The 12,722-nt window shown below is 63.4% G+C and carries 16 protein-coding genes; 7 read left to right on the top strand and 9 right to left on the bottom strand.

Translation table 11 applies throughout. The features are described 5' to 3' along the window. Positions 1-421, bottom strand: a 421-nt coding sequence (locus tag WCE35_RS22715; RefSeq protein WP_424595558.1) for a hypothetical protein, incomplete at its 3' end; no start/stop codon positions are given. 31 nt (positions 422-452) lie between these two features. On the opposite strand from WCE35_RS22715, the gene WCE35_RS22710 reads away from it, so the two are divergent. The 3 genes from WCE35_RS22710 to WCE35_RS22700 all read left to right on the top strand — a co-directional run bounded on the left by WCE35_RS22710 (position 453) and on the right by WCE35_RS22700 (position 2,331). Next, on the top strand, positions 453-1,214 hold the full coding sequence (locus tag WCE35_RS22710; protein ID WP_424595557.1) for a TSUP family transporter: 762 nt from the start codon (positions 453-455) through the stop codon (positions 1,212-1,214). A 14-nt stretch (positions 1,215-1,228) separates the two neighbouring features. Further along, a complete protein-coding gene (locus tag WCE35_RS22705) occupies positions 1,229-1,465 on the top strand; it encodes a hypothetical protein (protein WP_424595556.1) in 237 nt (78 codons plus the stop codon). Positions 1,466-1,623: 158 nt separating this feature from the next. Continuing rightward, positions 1,624-2,331: a glutathione binding-like protein gene (locus WCE35_RS22700; protein ID WP_424595555.1), complete on the top strand. Its 708-nt coding sequence runs from the start codon at positions 1,624-1,626 to the stop codon at positions 2,329-2,331. Positions 2,332-2,334: 3 nt separating this feature from the next. On the opposite strand, the gene WCE35_RS22695 is transcribed toward WCE35_RS22700, so the two are convergent. From WCE35_RS22695 to WCE35_RS22660, 8 genes are all read right to left on the bottom strand, one after another. Then, positions 2,335-2,979: a SagB/ThcOx family dehydrogenase gene (locus WCE35_RS22695; RefSeq protein WP_424595554.1), complete on the bottom strand. Its 645-nt coding sequence runs from the start codon at positions 2,977-2,979 to the stop codon at positions 2,335-2,337. Between the two features lie 133 nt (positions 2,980-3,112). Next, positions 3,113-3,802: an HAD family hydrolase gene (locus WCE35_RS22690; RefSeq protein ID WP_424595553.1), complete on the bottom strand. Its 690-nt coding sequence runs from the start codon at positions 3,800-3,802 to the stop codon at positions 3,113-3,115. After that, entirely contained in the window at positions 3,799-4,002 is a 204-nt protein-coding gene (locus WCE35_RS22685; RefSeq protein ID WP_424595552.1) for a cysteine-rich CWC family protein, read from the bottom strand. Before WCE35_RS22685 ends, WCE35_RS22690 begins: the two co-directional genes overlap by 4 nt. Before the next feature lie 260 nt (positions 4,003-4,262). Beyond that, positions 4,263-5,204: an aldo/keto reductase gene (locus WCE35_RS22680; protein ID WP_424595551.1), complete on the bottom strand. Its 942-nt coding sequence runs from the start codon at positions 5,202-5,204 to the stop codon at positions 4,263-4,265. A gap of 384 nt (positions 5,205-5,588) precedes the next feature. Further along, positions 5,589-5,726, bottom strand: a complete 138-nt coding sequence (locus WCE35_RS22675) for a hypothetical protein (protein ID WP_424595550.1) — start codon at positions 5,724-5,726, stop codon at positions 5,589-5,591. Positions 5,727-5,779: 53 nt separating this feature from the next. After that, positions 5,780-5,941 (bottom strand): hypothetical protein, encoded by a 162-nt coding sequence (locus tag WCE35_RS22670; protein ID WP_424595549.1) that lies wholly within the window; start codon positions 5,939-5,941, stop codon positions 5,780-5,782. Between the two features lie 163 nt (positions 5,942-6,104). Continuing rightward, on the bottom strand, positions 6,105-6,758 hold the full coding sequence (locus tag WCE35_RS22665) for a glutathione S-transferase family protein (protein ID WP_424595559.1): 654 nt from the start codon (positions 6,756-6,758) through the stop codon (positions 6,105-6,107). 194 nt (positions 6,759-6,952) lie between these two features. Beyond that, positions 6,953-8,182: a glycosyltransferase family 87 protein gene (locus tag WCE35_RS22660; RefSeq protein WP_424595548.1), complete on the bottom strand. Its 1,230-nt coding sequence runs from the start codon at positions 8,180-8,182 to the stop codon at positions 6,953-6,955. Positions 8,183-8,363: 181 nt separating this feature from the next. Here WCE35_RS22660 and WCE35_RS22655 point away from each other — a divergent pair, with 181 nt between their 5' ends. The 4 genes from WCE35_RS22655 to WCE35_RS22640 form a co-directional block, all read left to right on the top strand. Then, entirely contained in the window at positions 8,364-9,566 is a 1,203-nt protein-coding gene (locus WCE35_RS22655; RefSeq protein WP_424595547.1) for a pyridoxal phosphate-dependent aminotransferase, read from the top strand. Between the two features lie 178 nt (positions 9,567-9,744). Next, entirely contained in the window at positions 9,745-10,227 is a 483-nt protein-coding gene (locus WCE35_RS22650) for a DUF992 domain-containing protein (protein WP_424595546.1), read from the top strand. 119 nt (positions 10,228-10,346) lie between these two features. Continuing rightward, positions 10,347-12,143, top strand: a complete 1,797-nt coding sequence (locus WCE35_RS22645; protein WP_424595545.1) for a GYF domain-containing protein — start codon at positions 10,347-10,349, stop codon at positions 12,141-12,143. 142 nt (positions 12,144-12,285) lie between these two features. After that, the coding region (locus WCE35_RS22640; RefSeq protein WP_424595544.1) for a GTP-binding protein at positions 12,286-12,722 on the top strand (437 nt) is incomplete at its 3' end.

Raw genomic sequence — 12,722 nt, 5'->3', positions numbered from 1 at the left:
GGTCGATCATCGTTTTCGCATCCGCGACGGCGGCGTCCCGATCGGACCATGCAAAGCCGATTTCGAGCGTCGGGAAGGCAATGCCATCGATGACGACAGGCTGTTGATCGGCGCGTTGAATGCTGGCGTGCCATAGCCCTTTGCCCGCCTCGAATGACCTGATTTCGAAATCGCCATAAATCATGGGCGTGAATCCCGGTAATTTCCTTCGGCGAACAAAACACGGGCCAGCCAGGGCCGATGTGAACGGGCTCACATATTTCCGTATTTTCTCGGGTTGCAGCATCACCCCGTCGGCGGCGAAGCGGCGGAAGTCGACGGTGTGGCCGCCACAGGCGCCTGAGATCGCCGGCTCCGCCGCGGCGGCGAAGGAAAATTGATGCCAAGGCCTTGGATAACTCCGTTTGCGCAGGCGATACAAGCAAGGCACAAATATCCGCGGGAGATTCGAAATGACGCCGCTGCTGATGGCCGCGCTTGGACTGCTGATGGTCGCGACCGCGTTCCTGTCGGGCCTGTTCGGCATGGCCGGCGGGCTGATCCTGATCGGCGTGCTGCTGACCATCCTGCCGCTGCCGTCGGCGATGGTGCTGCATGCGATCACGCAGATGGCGTCCAACGGCTGGCGCGCGTTTTTGTGGCGCGCCCACATCCGCTGGCGGCCGGTCTCGATCTATCTGATCGGCTGCGCGCTTGCGCTCGGCGCGTGGTCGATCACGCGCTATGTGCCGGACAAGCCGGTCGCGCTGCTGCTGCTCGGGGTGACGCCGTTCATGGCGCGGCTGATGCCGAAGGGCCTGAAGCCCAATCCCGACAGCATCTGGCAAGGCAGCTGTTACGGTTTCATCTGCATGGGGCTGATGCTGATGACCGGCGTTTCCGGCCCGCTGATGGATACCTTCTTCCTCGGCGGCAATTTCGGCCGCCGTGAGGTGGTCGCGACCAAGGCCGCCTGCCAGGTCGCCAGCCATTTCGTGAAACTGATCTATTTCGGCGGCATCATCGACCAGGCCGCGACGCTCGACCCGGTGCTCGCCGCGGTGGCAATCGCGGCCTCGATGCTCGGCACGACGCTGGCGCGGCGCATTCTGGAGGCGATGAGCGACCTGCAGTTCCGCACCTGGGCGGGACGGCTGATCACCACCGTCGCCGGCTACTACATCATCTATGGCAGCTGGCTGTTGTTGTCTCGCGGCCATGCGCTGGCGTTTTGACCGGAGGCGTGCCGATGACCGAGACGATGAATGCGCTGGTGCTCGATCTCGTCGAATGGATCGCGCGGGAGCCCAGGCCCTATTCCGAGGTGATCGAGACCTGGCGAACCTCATGCCCGCGGTTGACGATCTGGGAAGACGCGGTCGATGGCGGCTATGTCGCGCGCCGGCCGGTTGCCGGAGTTGGCGTGAGCGTGGCGATCACCGAAGCCGGCAAGGAACTCTTGCGCGCGCACGGCCGGTTGGTCTGACAACGGCAGCACCAGGCTGGCGCGACACCTCGGCGCCGCCGATCACATTCGCGAAGGCGGCGCGCTCCCGTCATTGACTTGTCGGGGCGTTCTGCCAACATTCATGCATCCGCATCCATCTTGCGATGCACGCTTTCCATCACAGCAGGATCGTCCCCATGATCGACCTCCATTACTGGACCACGCCGAACGGCCACAAGATCACGATGTTCCTCGAGGAGACCGGGCTGGCCTACAAGATTTTCCCGGTCAACATCGGCAAGGGCGACCAGTTCAAGCCGGAGTTTCTGGCGATCGCGCCCAACAACCGCATTCCCGCGATGGTCGATCATGCGCCGAAGGGCGGGGGCAAGCCGATCTCGATCTTCGAATCCGGCGCGATGCTATTGTATCTCGCCGAGAAGACCGGAAAATTCCTGCCCGCCGACCTCTACGGCCGCTATGACGCGATCCAGTGGACGTTCTGGCAGATGGGCGGGCTCGGGCCGATGGCCGGGCAGAACCATCACTTCTCGAACTACGCCCAGGAAAAGATCAAATACGCCATCGACCGCTATGTGAACGAGACCAACCGGCTCTACGGCGTGCTCAACAAGCGGCTTTCCGATCGCGAGTTCATCGCCGGCGATTATTCGATCGCGGACATGGCGAGCTATCCCTGGATCGTGCCCTACAAGAACCAGAGCCAGAGCATCGACGATTTCCCGCATCTGAAGCGCTGGCTCGAAACCATCCGCGCCCGCCCCGCGACCGAGCGCGCCTACGCCATGGCCAAGGAGGTCAATCCGAATTTCGGCCAGCCGGCGATCCGCACCGAGGAGGAGCGCAAGCTGCTGTTCGGGCAGACCGCGGCGGTGGTGAGGTAGCGCTCAGGCCTTCGGAAAGCCCACCGTCTGCGACAGCAGCACCTGGTGGTCATGTTCAAGTCCGAGCGCGTTGGCGATCGCGTCGCGATCGATCCAGGCGCGGATCACGGTCGCAAGCCCATTGCCGGCAGCGAACAGATAGACGTTCTGCACGATCGCGCCGGCGGCCGCCGAGGCGAAACTCTCGCGGCTTGCGACCGGCACCAATTTCATGCGGCCGTGATCGGCGACGAACACGAGGTCGAGCGCGGCCTCGTCGACGAAGTCCTGATAGCCGGTGACGCGCCGTATGTCGCTGCTGGCAACCAGCCGCAGCGCATTCGCGGCGGCGTCATAAAGATAGGCGCCCGCGGGCAGCGCGACATAGACGTCGATCTCCTGCGCGTTCATCGCCGAGGGCGCGGTGCGGCCGCCGTCGGCGCGGTTGACGCCGTAGGCCACCCAGAGCAGGTTGGACAGCATCGGCAACGGCAGCTCCCTGGCCGAGAACTCGCGGGCCGAATGGCGTTTCGCCATCGCCTCCATCAGCGGCATGCCGCCGGTCTTGTCGGGGGCGGGCAGCGCAATCGTCGGCGTAGCATCGCCCTGCGCCGGCTTCGGGCGCAAACGCCCCATCGCGCCGAGCGCCAGCTTGGTCAGGGTACTCATCGCCGGTTTCCGTTCTTGAACTGCAACGACAGCGTCACGCGCGTCGGTGGAACCAGCTTCAGGATGTGCCGTAAGCAGCGGGCGCATGTTGTTCCAGATCAAGAAGTAATCACCGGCTGAGGCGTTACTGGAATCACTGACCGCGGCGGGTTAGGCCGCCTCGCTCGCGCAGCATCGCCAGCACCGCGTTGAGGTCGGGCAGCACCGCGGCGCATCGCGCCCGCGATTCCTCGGTCGGCGGCGCGATGTCGGGCACCATGAGGGTGATCGCGCCAGCGGCGTGGGCGGCGGCGACGCCGTGATTGGAATCCTCGACGGCGACGCAGACCTTTGGCGCGACGCCAAGCCTTGATGCCGCCAGGAGATGCAGCTCTGGGCTGGGCTTGCCGCGAACGACATCGTCGCGGGTCAGGATGGTCTCGAATCGGGCCCGGATCCCGGCGAGCGTCAGATGCTGATCGGCGGTCTGCCGCGACGACGAGGTCACGATCGCGGTCGGACAATCGGCGGCGCGCAGCGCGTCCAGGAGTTCGACGGCCCCGCGCTTGAGCGGCAACCCCGCCTTGAGAAATTCATCCCGCCTCGCGACGAACGCCCGGGTGATCGCGGCGAGCGGAAAATCCTCGCCATAGCGATCGAGCAGCAGGCGCTCGCAATCCGGCCCGGGCAGGCCGACCATCGCGTGGCCGAGCGCCACCACGCCATCGGTATAGCCGCGCGATCCCAGCGCCGCGATCAGGCTCTCGAAGTAAACCTTTTCGGTGTCAAGCAGCGTGCCGTCCATGTCGAGCAGGACCGCGCGCACATTCCATGTTGCCGTCACGATGCCGCCGCGCGCGCCGCCTGTTGCGCCATCTTGCGCAGGCAAGTCGGGCACAGGCACTCGCCACCATCGGCCGGCATCGGTAGCCGGAAGGTTTCCTCGGCGCACCAGCACGGCCCGGAAGGGTTGCAGGCGAATACCGTGGCGCAGCGCGCACAGGCGAGGCGGCGGGTCGGCGCATTCTGCAAGCGATTTGTCATGGATCGGGCCGCATCCTGACGCTGAATTGATCCTGGAATTAATCTCGGGTTCATGCCGAACGGCGTATTCGCCTGCAATATACGCTCGGGAACACGACAAGGGAAAGCCGATCGCCCGCGATTCGCAAGCCGCGCTGGTGGCGCTCCATCGCTTCGGATTCGGCGCCCGTGGCGGCGCGTCGGGCGATTTCGTCAACGCGGTCTCCGATCCGCGCGACGTGCTGCGCCCCGGTCTGAACAAAAGGGGCGGGGAGAGGGAGCTACCCCATCGTGATCTGGTCGATCTCCGAAATATCCTCCGCGCTCATCGTCCACCCGATCGCTTTCACGTTCTGCTCGACCTGCTCGACGCGGGTGGCGCCGGCGATCACGCTCGATACCTGCGGGCGCGAGGCGAGCCAGGAGAAGGCCAGCTCCAGCATGGTGTGGCCGCGCGCCTTGGCGAACACCTGAAGCTTTTCGACGATGTCCTCGTTGCGCGGCGTGACGTAGCGGTCGCGCAGCGCCGGCATCTTGGCGAAGCGTGTATCGTCAGGCGCCGCCGCGCCGCGCCGGTATTTGCCGGTCAACAGGCCGCTGGCCAGCGGAAAGAACGGCAGCAGGCCGAGATTGTATTCCCGCGCCGCCGGCAGCAGCTCCTTCTCGATGTCGCGCACCACCAGGCTGTATTCGTCCTGGCAGGAGACGAAGCGATTGACGTTCATTGCGCGCGCGACGTATTCGGCCTCGGCGATGCGCCACGCCGGAAAATTCGAATGGCCGATGTAGCGGACCTTGCCCTGCCGCACCAGATCGTCGAGCGCGCGCAAGGTTTCCTCGATCGGCGTCATGGCATCGTAGTCGTGCTGCTGGTAGAGATCGATGTAGTCGGTCTTCAGCCGCGTCAGGCTGGCCTCGACCGCGGCCATGATGTAGCGGCGCGAGGCGCCCTGCCTGGTGCCGTCGGTCGCCATCGGCTTGGAATATTTCGTCGCCAGCACGATCTCCTTGCGCCGGTCGCCGAGCACGGCGCCGAGCACGGTCTCGGAGCCGCCCATCCCCGCATAGATGTCGGCGGTGTCGAACAGCGTGATGCCAAGGTCGATCGCCTTGTGGATCACCTTGCGCGAGGTTTCCAGATCGGTGCGCTGGCCGAAATTGTTGCAGCCGAGGCCGACGGCGGAAACGCGCAGGCCGGAGCCGCCGAGATTGCGAATTTGCATGGATCGATCCTGGAACGGGCGAAAGGCGGGGTTGCATTGTGGCCCGCACGCGCTCTGGCCGCAAGGCGCAGTGCTACCGTGACGTTGGACCCGGAACGTGCGTGCGTCGGGCCGAGCCTGGACGCCGGAACTGCACGCCATGCTTGACGAACCGCATCAAGCGAAAAAAGCGCGGCCCCGGTCAGACGCGGCGACTGACGGGGGCCGCTTGGGGCGCGTGATCCGAGACGGGGGGCCTGATCATACGCCCGCGTAACCTAACCGGGCTTTGTTACGCCCCGGTGACAGGCGGATGTACTCACCTTTTGCCCTCCGCCCGCCGGATCGGAAACTTCCGGCCACAAAGCCTGGTCGCAGCGCTCCTGTCACGCGTTGGATGGCGCGTCACTTCGCGGGCGACAGAATCCATGGCGTGGGCTCGCGGTTTTCGCCGCGCGTGCCGGTGACGATCAGGAGCGAGGCTGTGAGCAGGATCGCCAGCGTCAGGGCTGTGGTTACAAGGCCGACAGGGGTCTTCATCATGGTCCGATCGCGATGCGGATCATCGCGCGTTGCCGCGTCAGGAAAAGCTGGGGTTACGCCGGGATCGGCGTCGCCATGGTGAGCTTGATCGAAAGCACGGTCAGCGTGATGACCAGGCACAGCGACAGCGAGGCGGCGATCGCGCTGGTCAATCGGGACGACACAACAGGCGCAAGGCGGCTCTCAAAGCCTGCCGTGCCGGACGACTCCATCATGGTCTGCATCCTTCAAGGCGCGGGCGAATCACCCGCGACGCAGAAGCAAACTCACAATCCTCGCGGGCAACATTGCGGCGGCGCACGCCCGAAAAGTGGCGAAACCACGGCGAAGGTTAGCGCCTTGCCGCTGTTCCCGGTTCCTGACCGTTCCCCCCGCAGTTCAAGCTCCGGCGACGACGCTGGCCGGATCCTCGATTTGGGCCCCGGATTGCCAGTCCATCGGGACGAAGCCAGGGGTCTGTTCGACCCGCCGCAGCCAGGCCCGGATCGCCGGAAAACTCGAAAGTTCGTAGTCGCAGCGGTCGGCGACGTGGGTGTAGCCGTACAGCGCGATGTCGGCGACCGTGAGCTGGCCCGCCGCAAAATAGCGGTGGGTCTTGAGGTGGTTTTCCATCACCTGCAGCGCGCCGTAACCGCGCTCCATCCAGTCTTCCAGCGCATGGGTCTGCAGGTCGCGGCCGCCCTTGACCAGCGCCAGCCAGAAATAGGCGGCGCCGATGTTCGGCTCCAGCGCATGCTGCTCGAAGAACATCCACTGCAGCGCTTCGGCGCGCTCCACCCGCGATTCCGGCGCCAGCGGCGTGCCGCCGGCGACATACCAGAGGATGGCGTTGGATTCGGCGAGGTAACGCCCCTCCGCGACTTCAAGCAGCGGCACCTGTCCGCTGGGATTCTTTGCCAGAAACTCCGGCGTGCGGCTTTCGCCGTGCAGGATGTCGACCTCGATTGCCTGATACGGCACGTTGAGCAATGCCAGCGCAAGGCGGACCTTGTAGCTGTTGCCGGAGCGCTGCATCGAATAGAGCTTGTGCATTTTTGAGGATTTCATTCGATCGATGGGAAGCAAGCCACGCGGCTGGCGCGATCGCATGGTCGCGTTGCGCCGCCGCTAAACAATGATGTCGATAAGGATGGGTCGCAAGGCCGGCGACATGGAAAAGGTCGAAAACTTCTACCGCACTGCACGCCGAATAGTTCCATCAAATCAACACGTCCGAACACATCCGATCACGCTTGCGCGATTCCGGGTTCGCCGATGGCGAGGCTTGCGCGGTCGAGAATCGCGCGCCGCAAAATGACCACGTAAAAGGCCAGCAGCACCAGCAATCCCGGCGGTATGCCGGTCGCGCCGGCGATGCCGCGCGACACCAGCGGCACGGTCCACGCCGCCGCCAGCAGGCTGATCTCGAAATCGCGGAAGCCACAGCACAATCCATGCCGCGCAAAAAAAGCGATGGCGACGGCGAGCACGACCAGATCGTAGTCGAGCACGTAAGGCGTCGCGAGCAGGCTGCCGGCCGCCAGCGCGGCGGCCTTCAGTTCGAACGCGGCATCGCCGTGCCACAGCCAGGCCATGCTTGCGGCAAGCGTCACGAGCAGCGCACCCTGTATGGCATAGGCGATGGGCACGCTGGCGCCCCACATCCGCACCGCCGAAAAGATCGACTGGATCTTTTCCCAGCCGGTGCCGCCCTGCTCGAGCACCACGGTTTGCGTGAAATTCATGGAGTCGATGAAGGCGTGCCAGACCTCGCTGCCGAGGGTTGCGAAGCTCACGGCGACAAGCGCGATCATGGTCGCGACCGCCGCGCCGATGCTGTTCCAGCGACCGCCGGCGAGCAGGGCCACCGGAATCAGGACGCCGAATTGCGGCTTGTAGGCGAGCAGGCCGATCAGCACGCCTGCAAGCCACGGCCTGCGGTCGAGCCAATGCAGCGCGCCGCCGAGCAGTGCCGCGGTGAGGAAGCCATTTTGGCCGTGGCCGATATTGATGAACACTGCTGGAAAGGCGGCCGCGATCAACAGCGTTTCCGGACCGGGCAGGATGGCGCGGATCGCCGTCAGATAGGCCGCAAAGCTTGCGATCAGCCAGATCGACAGGCCCCACCCATAGGGAACGGCGGCGACCAGAACCGCGACCGCGAAGAAGAACGGCGGATAATGCCAGCCATAGAACGGCACCTCGCGGCCGCCAAATACCGCTTTCTCGGCCGCATGCTGGCGCGCGGGCGCATAGGCGTCCGAAGGCCGGTCCTGCCAGGTGAGCCGGCCTGCGGCATAGACATTGGAAAAATCGGTTCCGATCGGCTTGCCATTACGGTCGATCGGGCCGTCGGAAACCGCGATCCATCCGGCCATCGCCAGCACGCAAAGGGCGAGCAGGATCAGGCTGTAGCCGCGCGCACGCGCCGGTGTCAGCCATTCGCCGGATCGCAGGCCCTGCCAGAAATGAGTCATTTCGCCGCGGAAATTTTCCGAATCTTGCGCCGACCGTAGCGGCGGCGCTTTAACGTTTTCTGAAGTTTTGGCTTTTCGGGCCAAGCTTCTTGCGATGCCGCGTGATGGGCCTTAGGGTGCGTCGATCCCGCCATCAGGAGTTGTGAACTTCCGTGTTCACGACGTTTGCCAGGAGATGATGATGCCCTTCCTGTCCGCTGCGCTCGACCGTGTGAAGCCGTCCGCGACGATCGCGGTCACGGACAAGGCACGCGCGCTGAAAGCGGCGGGCCGCGACGTCATCGGCCTTGGCGCCGGCGAGCCGGATTTCGACACCCCCGCCAACATCAAGCTGGCGGCGATCCATGCCATCGAGGCCGGCAAGACCAAATACACCGCGGTGGACGGCATCCCCGAGCTGAAGGCGGCGATCATCGCCAAGTTTCAGCGCGAGAACGGTCTCACCTACAAGCCGAACCAGGTCATCGTCAGCACCGGCGGCAAGCAGGTGCTCTACAACGCGCTGATGGCGACCATCAATCCCGGCGACGAGGTCATCATTCCCGCGCCCTATTGGGTCAGCTATCCGGAAATGGTGGCGCTGGCCGGCGGCGAGCCGGTGCCGGTGGTGTGCCCGGCGGCGCAGGGCTTCAAGCTGCAGCCCGACGCGCTGGAAAAGGCGATCACGCCGAAGACCAAATGGATCATCCTGTGCTCGCCGTCGAACCCGACCGGCGCCGCCTATACGCGCCGCGAGTTGAAGGCGATCACCGACGTGCTGGTGAAGCATCCGCATGTCTGGGTCATGACCGACGATATGTATGAGCACCTGGTCTATGACGACTTCGTGTTCACGACGCCGGCGCAGGTCGAGCCGAAGCTGTACGATCGCACGCTGACGGTGAACGGCGTCTCGAAGGCCTATTGCATGACCGGCTGGCGCATCGGCTATGCCGGCGGCCCCGCCGAGCTGATCAGGGCGATGGCGACGATCCAGTCGCAGTCGACCTCGAACCCGTCGTCGATCTCGCAATGGGCGTCGGTGGAGGCGCTCAACGGTCCGCAGGATTTCATCCCGGCGAACAACAAGGTGTTCAAGGAGCGGCGCGATCTCGCGGTATCGATGCTGAACCAGGCCAGGGGGATCGAATGCCCGCGGCCGGAGGGCGCGTTCTATGTCTATCCGTCCTGCGCCGGCACCATCGGCAAGACCGCGCCGTCCGGCAAGGTGATCGGCAATGACGAGGACTTCGTCACGGAACTGCTGGAGAACGAGGGCGTCGCGGTGGTGCAGGGCTCGGCGTTCGGGCTTGGGCCGGCGTTCCGGATTTCCTACGCGACCAAAACCTCCGATCTCGAGGACGCCTGCAAGCGCATCCAGCGCTTTTGCGGCAATCTGAGATAGTCTGACTGCGCTTGCGGATATCGAATGCTTGAGGCCCGCGTGAGCGGGCCTTTCTTTTTGCCAACCGGCAAATCTGGCAACGCCGCCGATGTTGTGCCATAGAGAAGCGCGCTACCTTGGGTCGGCGCTCTCTCAACTTGCTGTTTGCATCGCACCTAATTCAGCCGGAGTCCTGTTCATGCGCCGTTTGTTCGTTCTCGCCGCTGTGGCCGCTGCCATGACCGCAACCGTCGCCGGCTCGTACGCGCAGCAGCCGATGCAGCGCGTTCAGGTCGGCGTGCTGGAATGCCGGGGTGGCGCCAGCATCGGCTTCATCGTCGGCTCGGTGACCAATCTGGGTTGCGTGCTGCGCACCGATGGCATGCCGGACGACCGCTATGTAGCGACCATCCGCAAGGTCGGTCTCGATCTCGGCATCACCCAAGAATCGGCGCTGGCCTGGGGCGTGTTCGCGCCGGTGGCGCGGCTCGGGCCCGGCGACCTCGCCGGCAATTACGCCGGCGCGCAGGGCAGCGCGACGCTCGGCATCGGCGTCGGCGGCAATGTGCTGGTCGGCGGCTCGGCGAATTCGATCGCGCTGCAGCCGCTCAGCGTGCAGGGCCAGGTCGGCATCAGCATCGCCGCCGGGCTGGAAAGCCTGGAACTGCGGCCGGGGCGGTAAAAGTCTATCCAGCTGCTGAAAGGCGAGCGCCGGTCTACCGACAACGCTGCGCCGCAACGGGTGACCAGAAGGCGTGCAACCTGTAGTATAGCCTCCGTCAACCCGCTTAGGAGGGCTTCATGGCGGAGGGCTGGTACGTGTTTGATGGAGCGAGGCCGCTTGGCCCGCTCGGTTTGAATGAGTTGAAGGGTCTCCTGGAGGCACAAAATTCGTCGGCCACCCTCGTTTGGCGGGAGGGGCTGAATGAATGGGTCAAGCCGGCTGACCTGCCGGAGTTCGCCCCTGCGAGGCCACCGCCCATCCCGGTGCTTTCCGAAAATGAACGCGGCCAAAATACCGCCGACGTCATAGCCGCAACGCCAAGTCGTTTTGGCAACTTCATCGCGATGAATTGGCGCGGAGAATTCTCGCTCGGAACGACGTATTGGCTTTTTGGCGTTCTGGGGAATCTGTTTGCGGGCGCTCTGGCAATCGCAGTCGTTGCAGGTTTCCGATCCGCTGGCGGTTTTCAGCCAAAAGCAATTTTTGCCGCCATTCTCCTTGTATGGGTGGGGATTGGCGCGCTCGCCATCTGGCAATCGGTCGGTATCTGGCGATCGGCAAATCGCCATATCAAGGCGAGAGTCCTTCTTGGGAAAAAATCTCCCTGGGCGGGACTGGCCAAGGTCGCGGTTTTTATCGGCGCTCTGCGTCTCGTCGCGACGTTCCTCACCTCAGGATGGCCCCAGCTATTGGAAACAGGCCGGATGTCGTTTCTCGATGACCCTGATATTCCAGCCTATTCAATTCGAGTTATGCGCAATGGCACAGAAGCCGAAATCGCGGGAGGCTTCAAATATGGACTGACGGACGATTTCCTGAGACTACTGAGCGCGTCACGGCAGATCAGGGTAGTCCACCTTGACAGCCTGGGCGGGCGAATAGGCGAGGCCTTGAGGCTCAATAGGGTCATTAGCAGCAGGAGCCTCGATACCTACGTATCATCGAGGTGTATGTCGGCTTGTACGATCGCCTTCGCAGGCGGCGGACGTAGAATACTTCGAAACGGTGCAGTTCTCGGGTTTCACGCGCCGTCATTTCCCGGATGGACCGAAGCAGAGCTTGCTGAAGCGTCGAAAGACCAGAAGGACATTTTTGCGGTTGCCGGGTTCGACAGGAAATTTGTCGATCAGGCTCTTTCAACACCCAATACCGAGCTTTGGAAGCCTGCATCGAGTGTTCTGCTCCAGGCTAATGTCATCACGGCGATTTCAGATGGCAGCGATTTTGCCATGTCGGGAATAGGGACGTCGCTGACCAAGAGCGATCTTGGAACGAAGCTTTCAAAAACGATTCCGCTCCTGGAGCCGCTAAGGGCGAGATTTCCAAACGAGTATGATTCCGTGGTGCAAGTCTATTACGACAGCTTTAAGAGCGGCAAAACCGAAGCGGAGTCTTTTGCGGCAGGGCGCGAAGAACAGCTTGTTATCCTGAAGAAACTCAGACCTCTCGCGGATGACGCCGTTCTCTCGGATATTAGCGCCGTTTATGCAGACCAATACGATGCGCTCGGGTCCAAGAGCCCAGCCCAGTGCTACCAATTTGCGTCGGGCATAGGGAACACGGTTATGCCGTCCGATATCCCCCTGGCACTCAGAACCAGGGAGAATGACATCAACAGGAGAGTGGTGGAGACTGCCAAAGCTCGCGCGGCTGTCAGTGCCGCGGCTTCAGACGCCATTTTGAAGAAGGTCAGAGCGGCAATGGCGAGCAAGGGCGTCAAGAATGAACAATTCGATCTGCTTTCGGGCGCAAGTATTTCTTCCGGGAAGTACAGCGATTATTGCAAGGTTGCCACGATGTTTTTCAGGGAAATCAGCAAGCTTCCTCACGCTGAAGCCGGGATGATCATGCGCGATATGTTCGCTGACCGATAGCCCGGCGGAACTCCGAGCCGTCGGATTCCCGCCCTAAGTCGCACCGCCGCGACGTTTTTCTGGCTTGCCAAATCCTCGCGACGGGCGGAGCATCCGATCCGCCGACCCAATCAAGGGCCGAGCTCCAGACAAGGAGGCGGCAATGGGACAAGACGTCAGAAGTCCCCGAGGTCCACGGTGCATAGCGCTGGTGGGCCCTTTTCAGAGCGGTAAAACCACACTCCTGGAAGCGATCCTGGCCCGAACGGGGGCCATCAGAAATGCCGGCAGCGTCGATGCCGGAACTTCCGTCGGCGATGCCAGCCCCGAAGCGCGCCACCACAAGATGGGCGTGGGCCTCTCCGCAGCCACCACCACCTTCATGGGCGATAGTTACACCTTTATCGATTGTCCCGGCTCGATCGAGTTCGCGCATGACATGCGCGCCGCGTTGCCTGCGGTCGACGCCGCGGTCGTGGTCTGCGAGGCGGACGAGAAGAAGCTGCCGCAACTGCAGATCATCCTGCGCGAGCTCGAGGAGCTCGGCATTCCCCGTTTTCTGTTTCTGAACAAGATCGACCGCGCCAACAAGCGCATCCG

It is taken from the genome of Bradyrhizobium sp. (assembly GCF_049691595.1).
Classification (GTDB): Bacteria; Pseudomonadota; Alphaproteobacteria; order Rhizobiales; family Xanthobacteraceae; genus Bradyrhizobium.
The sequence above is the reverse complement of the archived record's forward strand: the minus strand, read 5'-3'. Positions and strand labels throughout refer to the sequence as shown.

Coding starts and splice junctions, on each gene's coding strand:
- WCE35_RS22710 (WP_424595557.1), top strand. CDS start 453: ATGACGCCGCTGCTGATGGCCGCGCTTGGACTGCTGATGGTCGCGACC.
- WCE35_RS22705 (WP_424595556.1), top strand. CDS start 1,229: ATGACCGAGACGATGAATGCGCTGGTGCTCGATCTCGTCGAATGGATC.
- WCE35_RS22700 (WP_424595555.1), top strand. CDS start 1,624: ATGATCGACCTCCATTACTGGACCACGCCGAACGGCCACAAGATCACG.
- WCE35_RS22695 (WP_424595554.1), bottom strand. CDS start 2,979: ATGAGTACCCTGACCAAGCTGGCGCTCGGCGCGATGGGGCGTTTGCGC.
- WCE35_RS22685 (WP_424595552.1), bottom strand. CDS start 4,002: ATGACAAATCGCTTGCAGAATGCGCCGACCCGCCGCCTCGCCTGTGCG.
- WCE35_RS22680 (WP_424595551.1), bottom strand. CDS start 5,204: ATGCAAATTCGCAATCTCGGCGGCTCCGGCCTGCGCGTTTCCGCCGTC.
- WCE35_RS22675 (WP_424595550.1), bottom strand. CDS start 5,726: ATGATGAAGACCCCTGTCGGCCTTGTAACCACAGCCCTGACGCTGGCG.
- WCE35_RS22670 (WP_424595549.1), bottom strand. CDS start 5,941: ATGATGGAGTCGTCCGGCACGGCAGGCTTTGAGAGCCGCCTTGCGCCT.
- WCE35_RS22665 (WP_424595559.1), bottom strand. CDS start 6,758: ATGCACAAGCTCTATTCGATGCAGCGCTCCGGCAACAGCTACAAGGTC.
- WCE35_RS22660 (WP_424595548.1), bottom strand. CDS start 8,182: ATGACTCATTTCTGGCAGGGCCTGCGATCCGGCGAATGGCTGACACCG.
- WCE35_RS22655 (WP_424595547.1), top strand. CDS start 8,364: ATGCCCTTCCTGTCCGCTGCGCTCGACCGTGTGAAGCCGTCCGCGACG.
- WCE35_RS22650 (WP_424595546.1), top strand. CDS start 9,745: ATGCGCCGTTTGTTCGTTCTCGCCGCTGTGGCCGCTGCCATGACCGCA.
- WCE35_RS22645 (WP_424595545.1), top strand. CDS start 10,347: ATGGCGGAGGGCTGGTACGTGTTTGATGGAGCGAGGCCGCTTGGCCCG.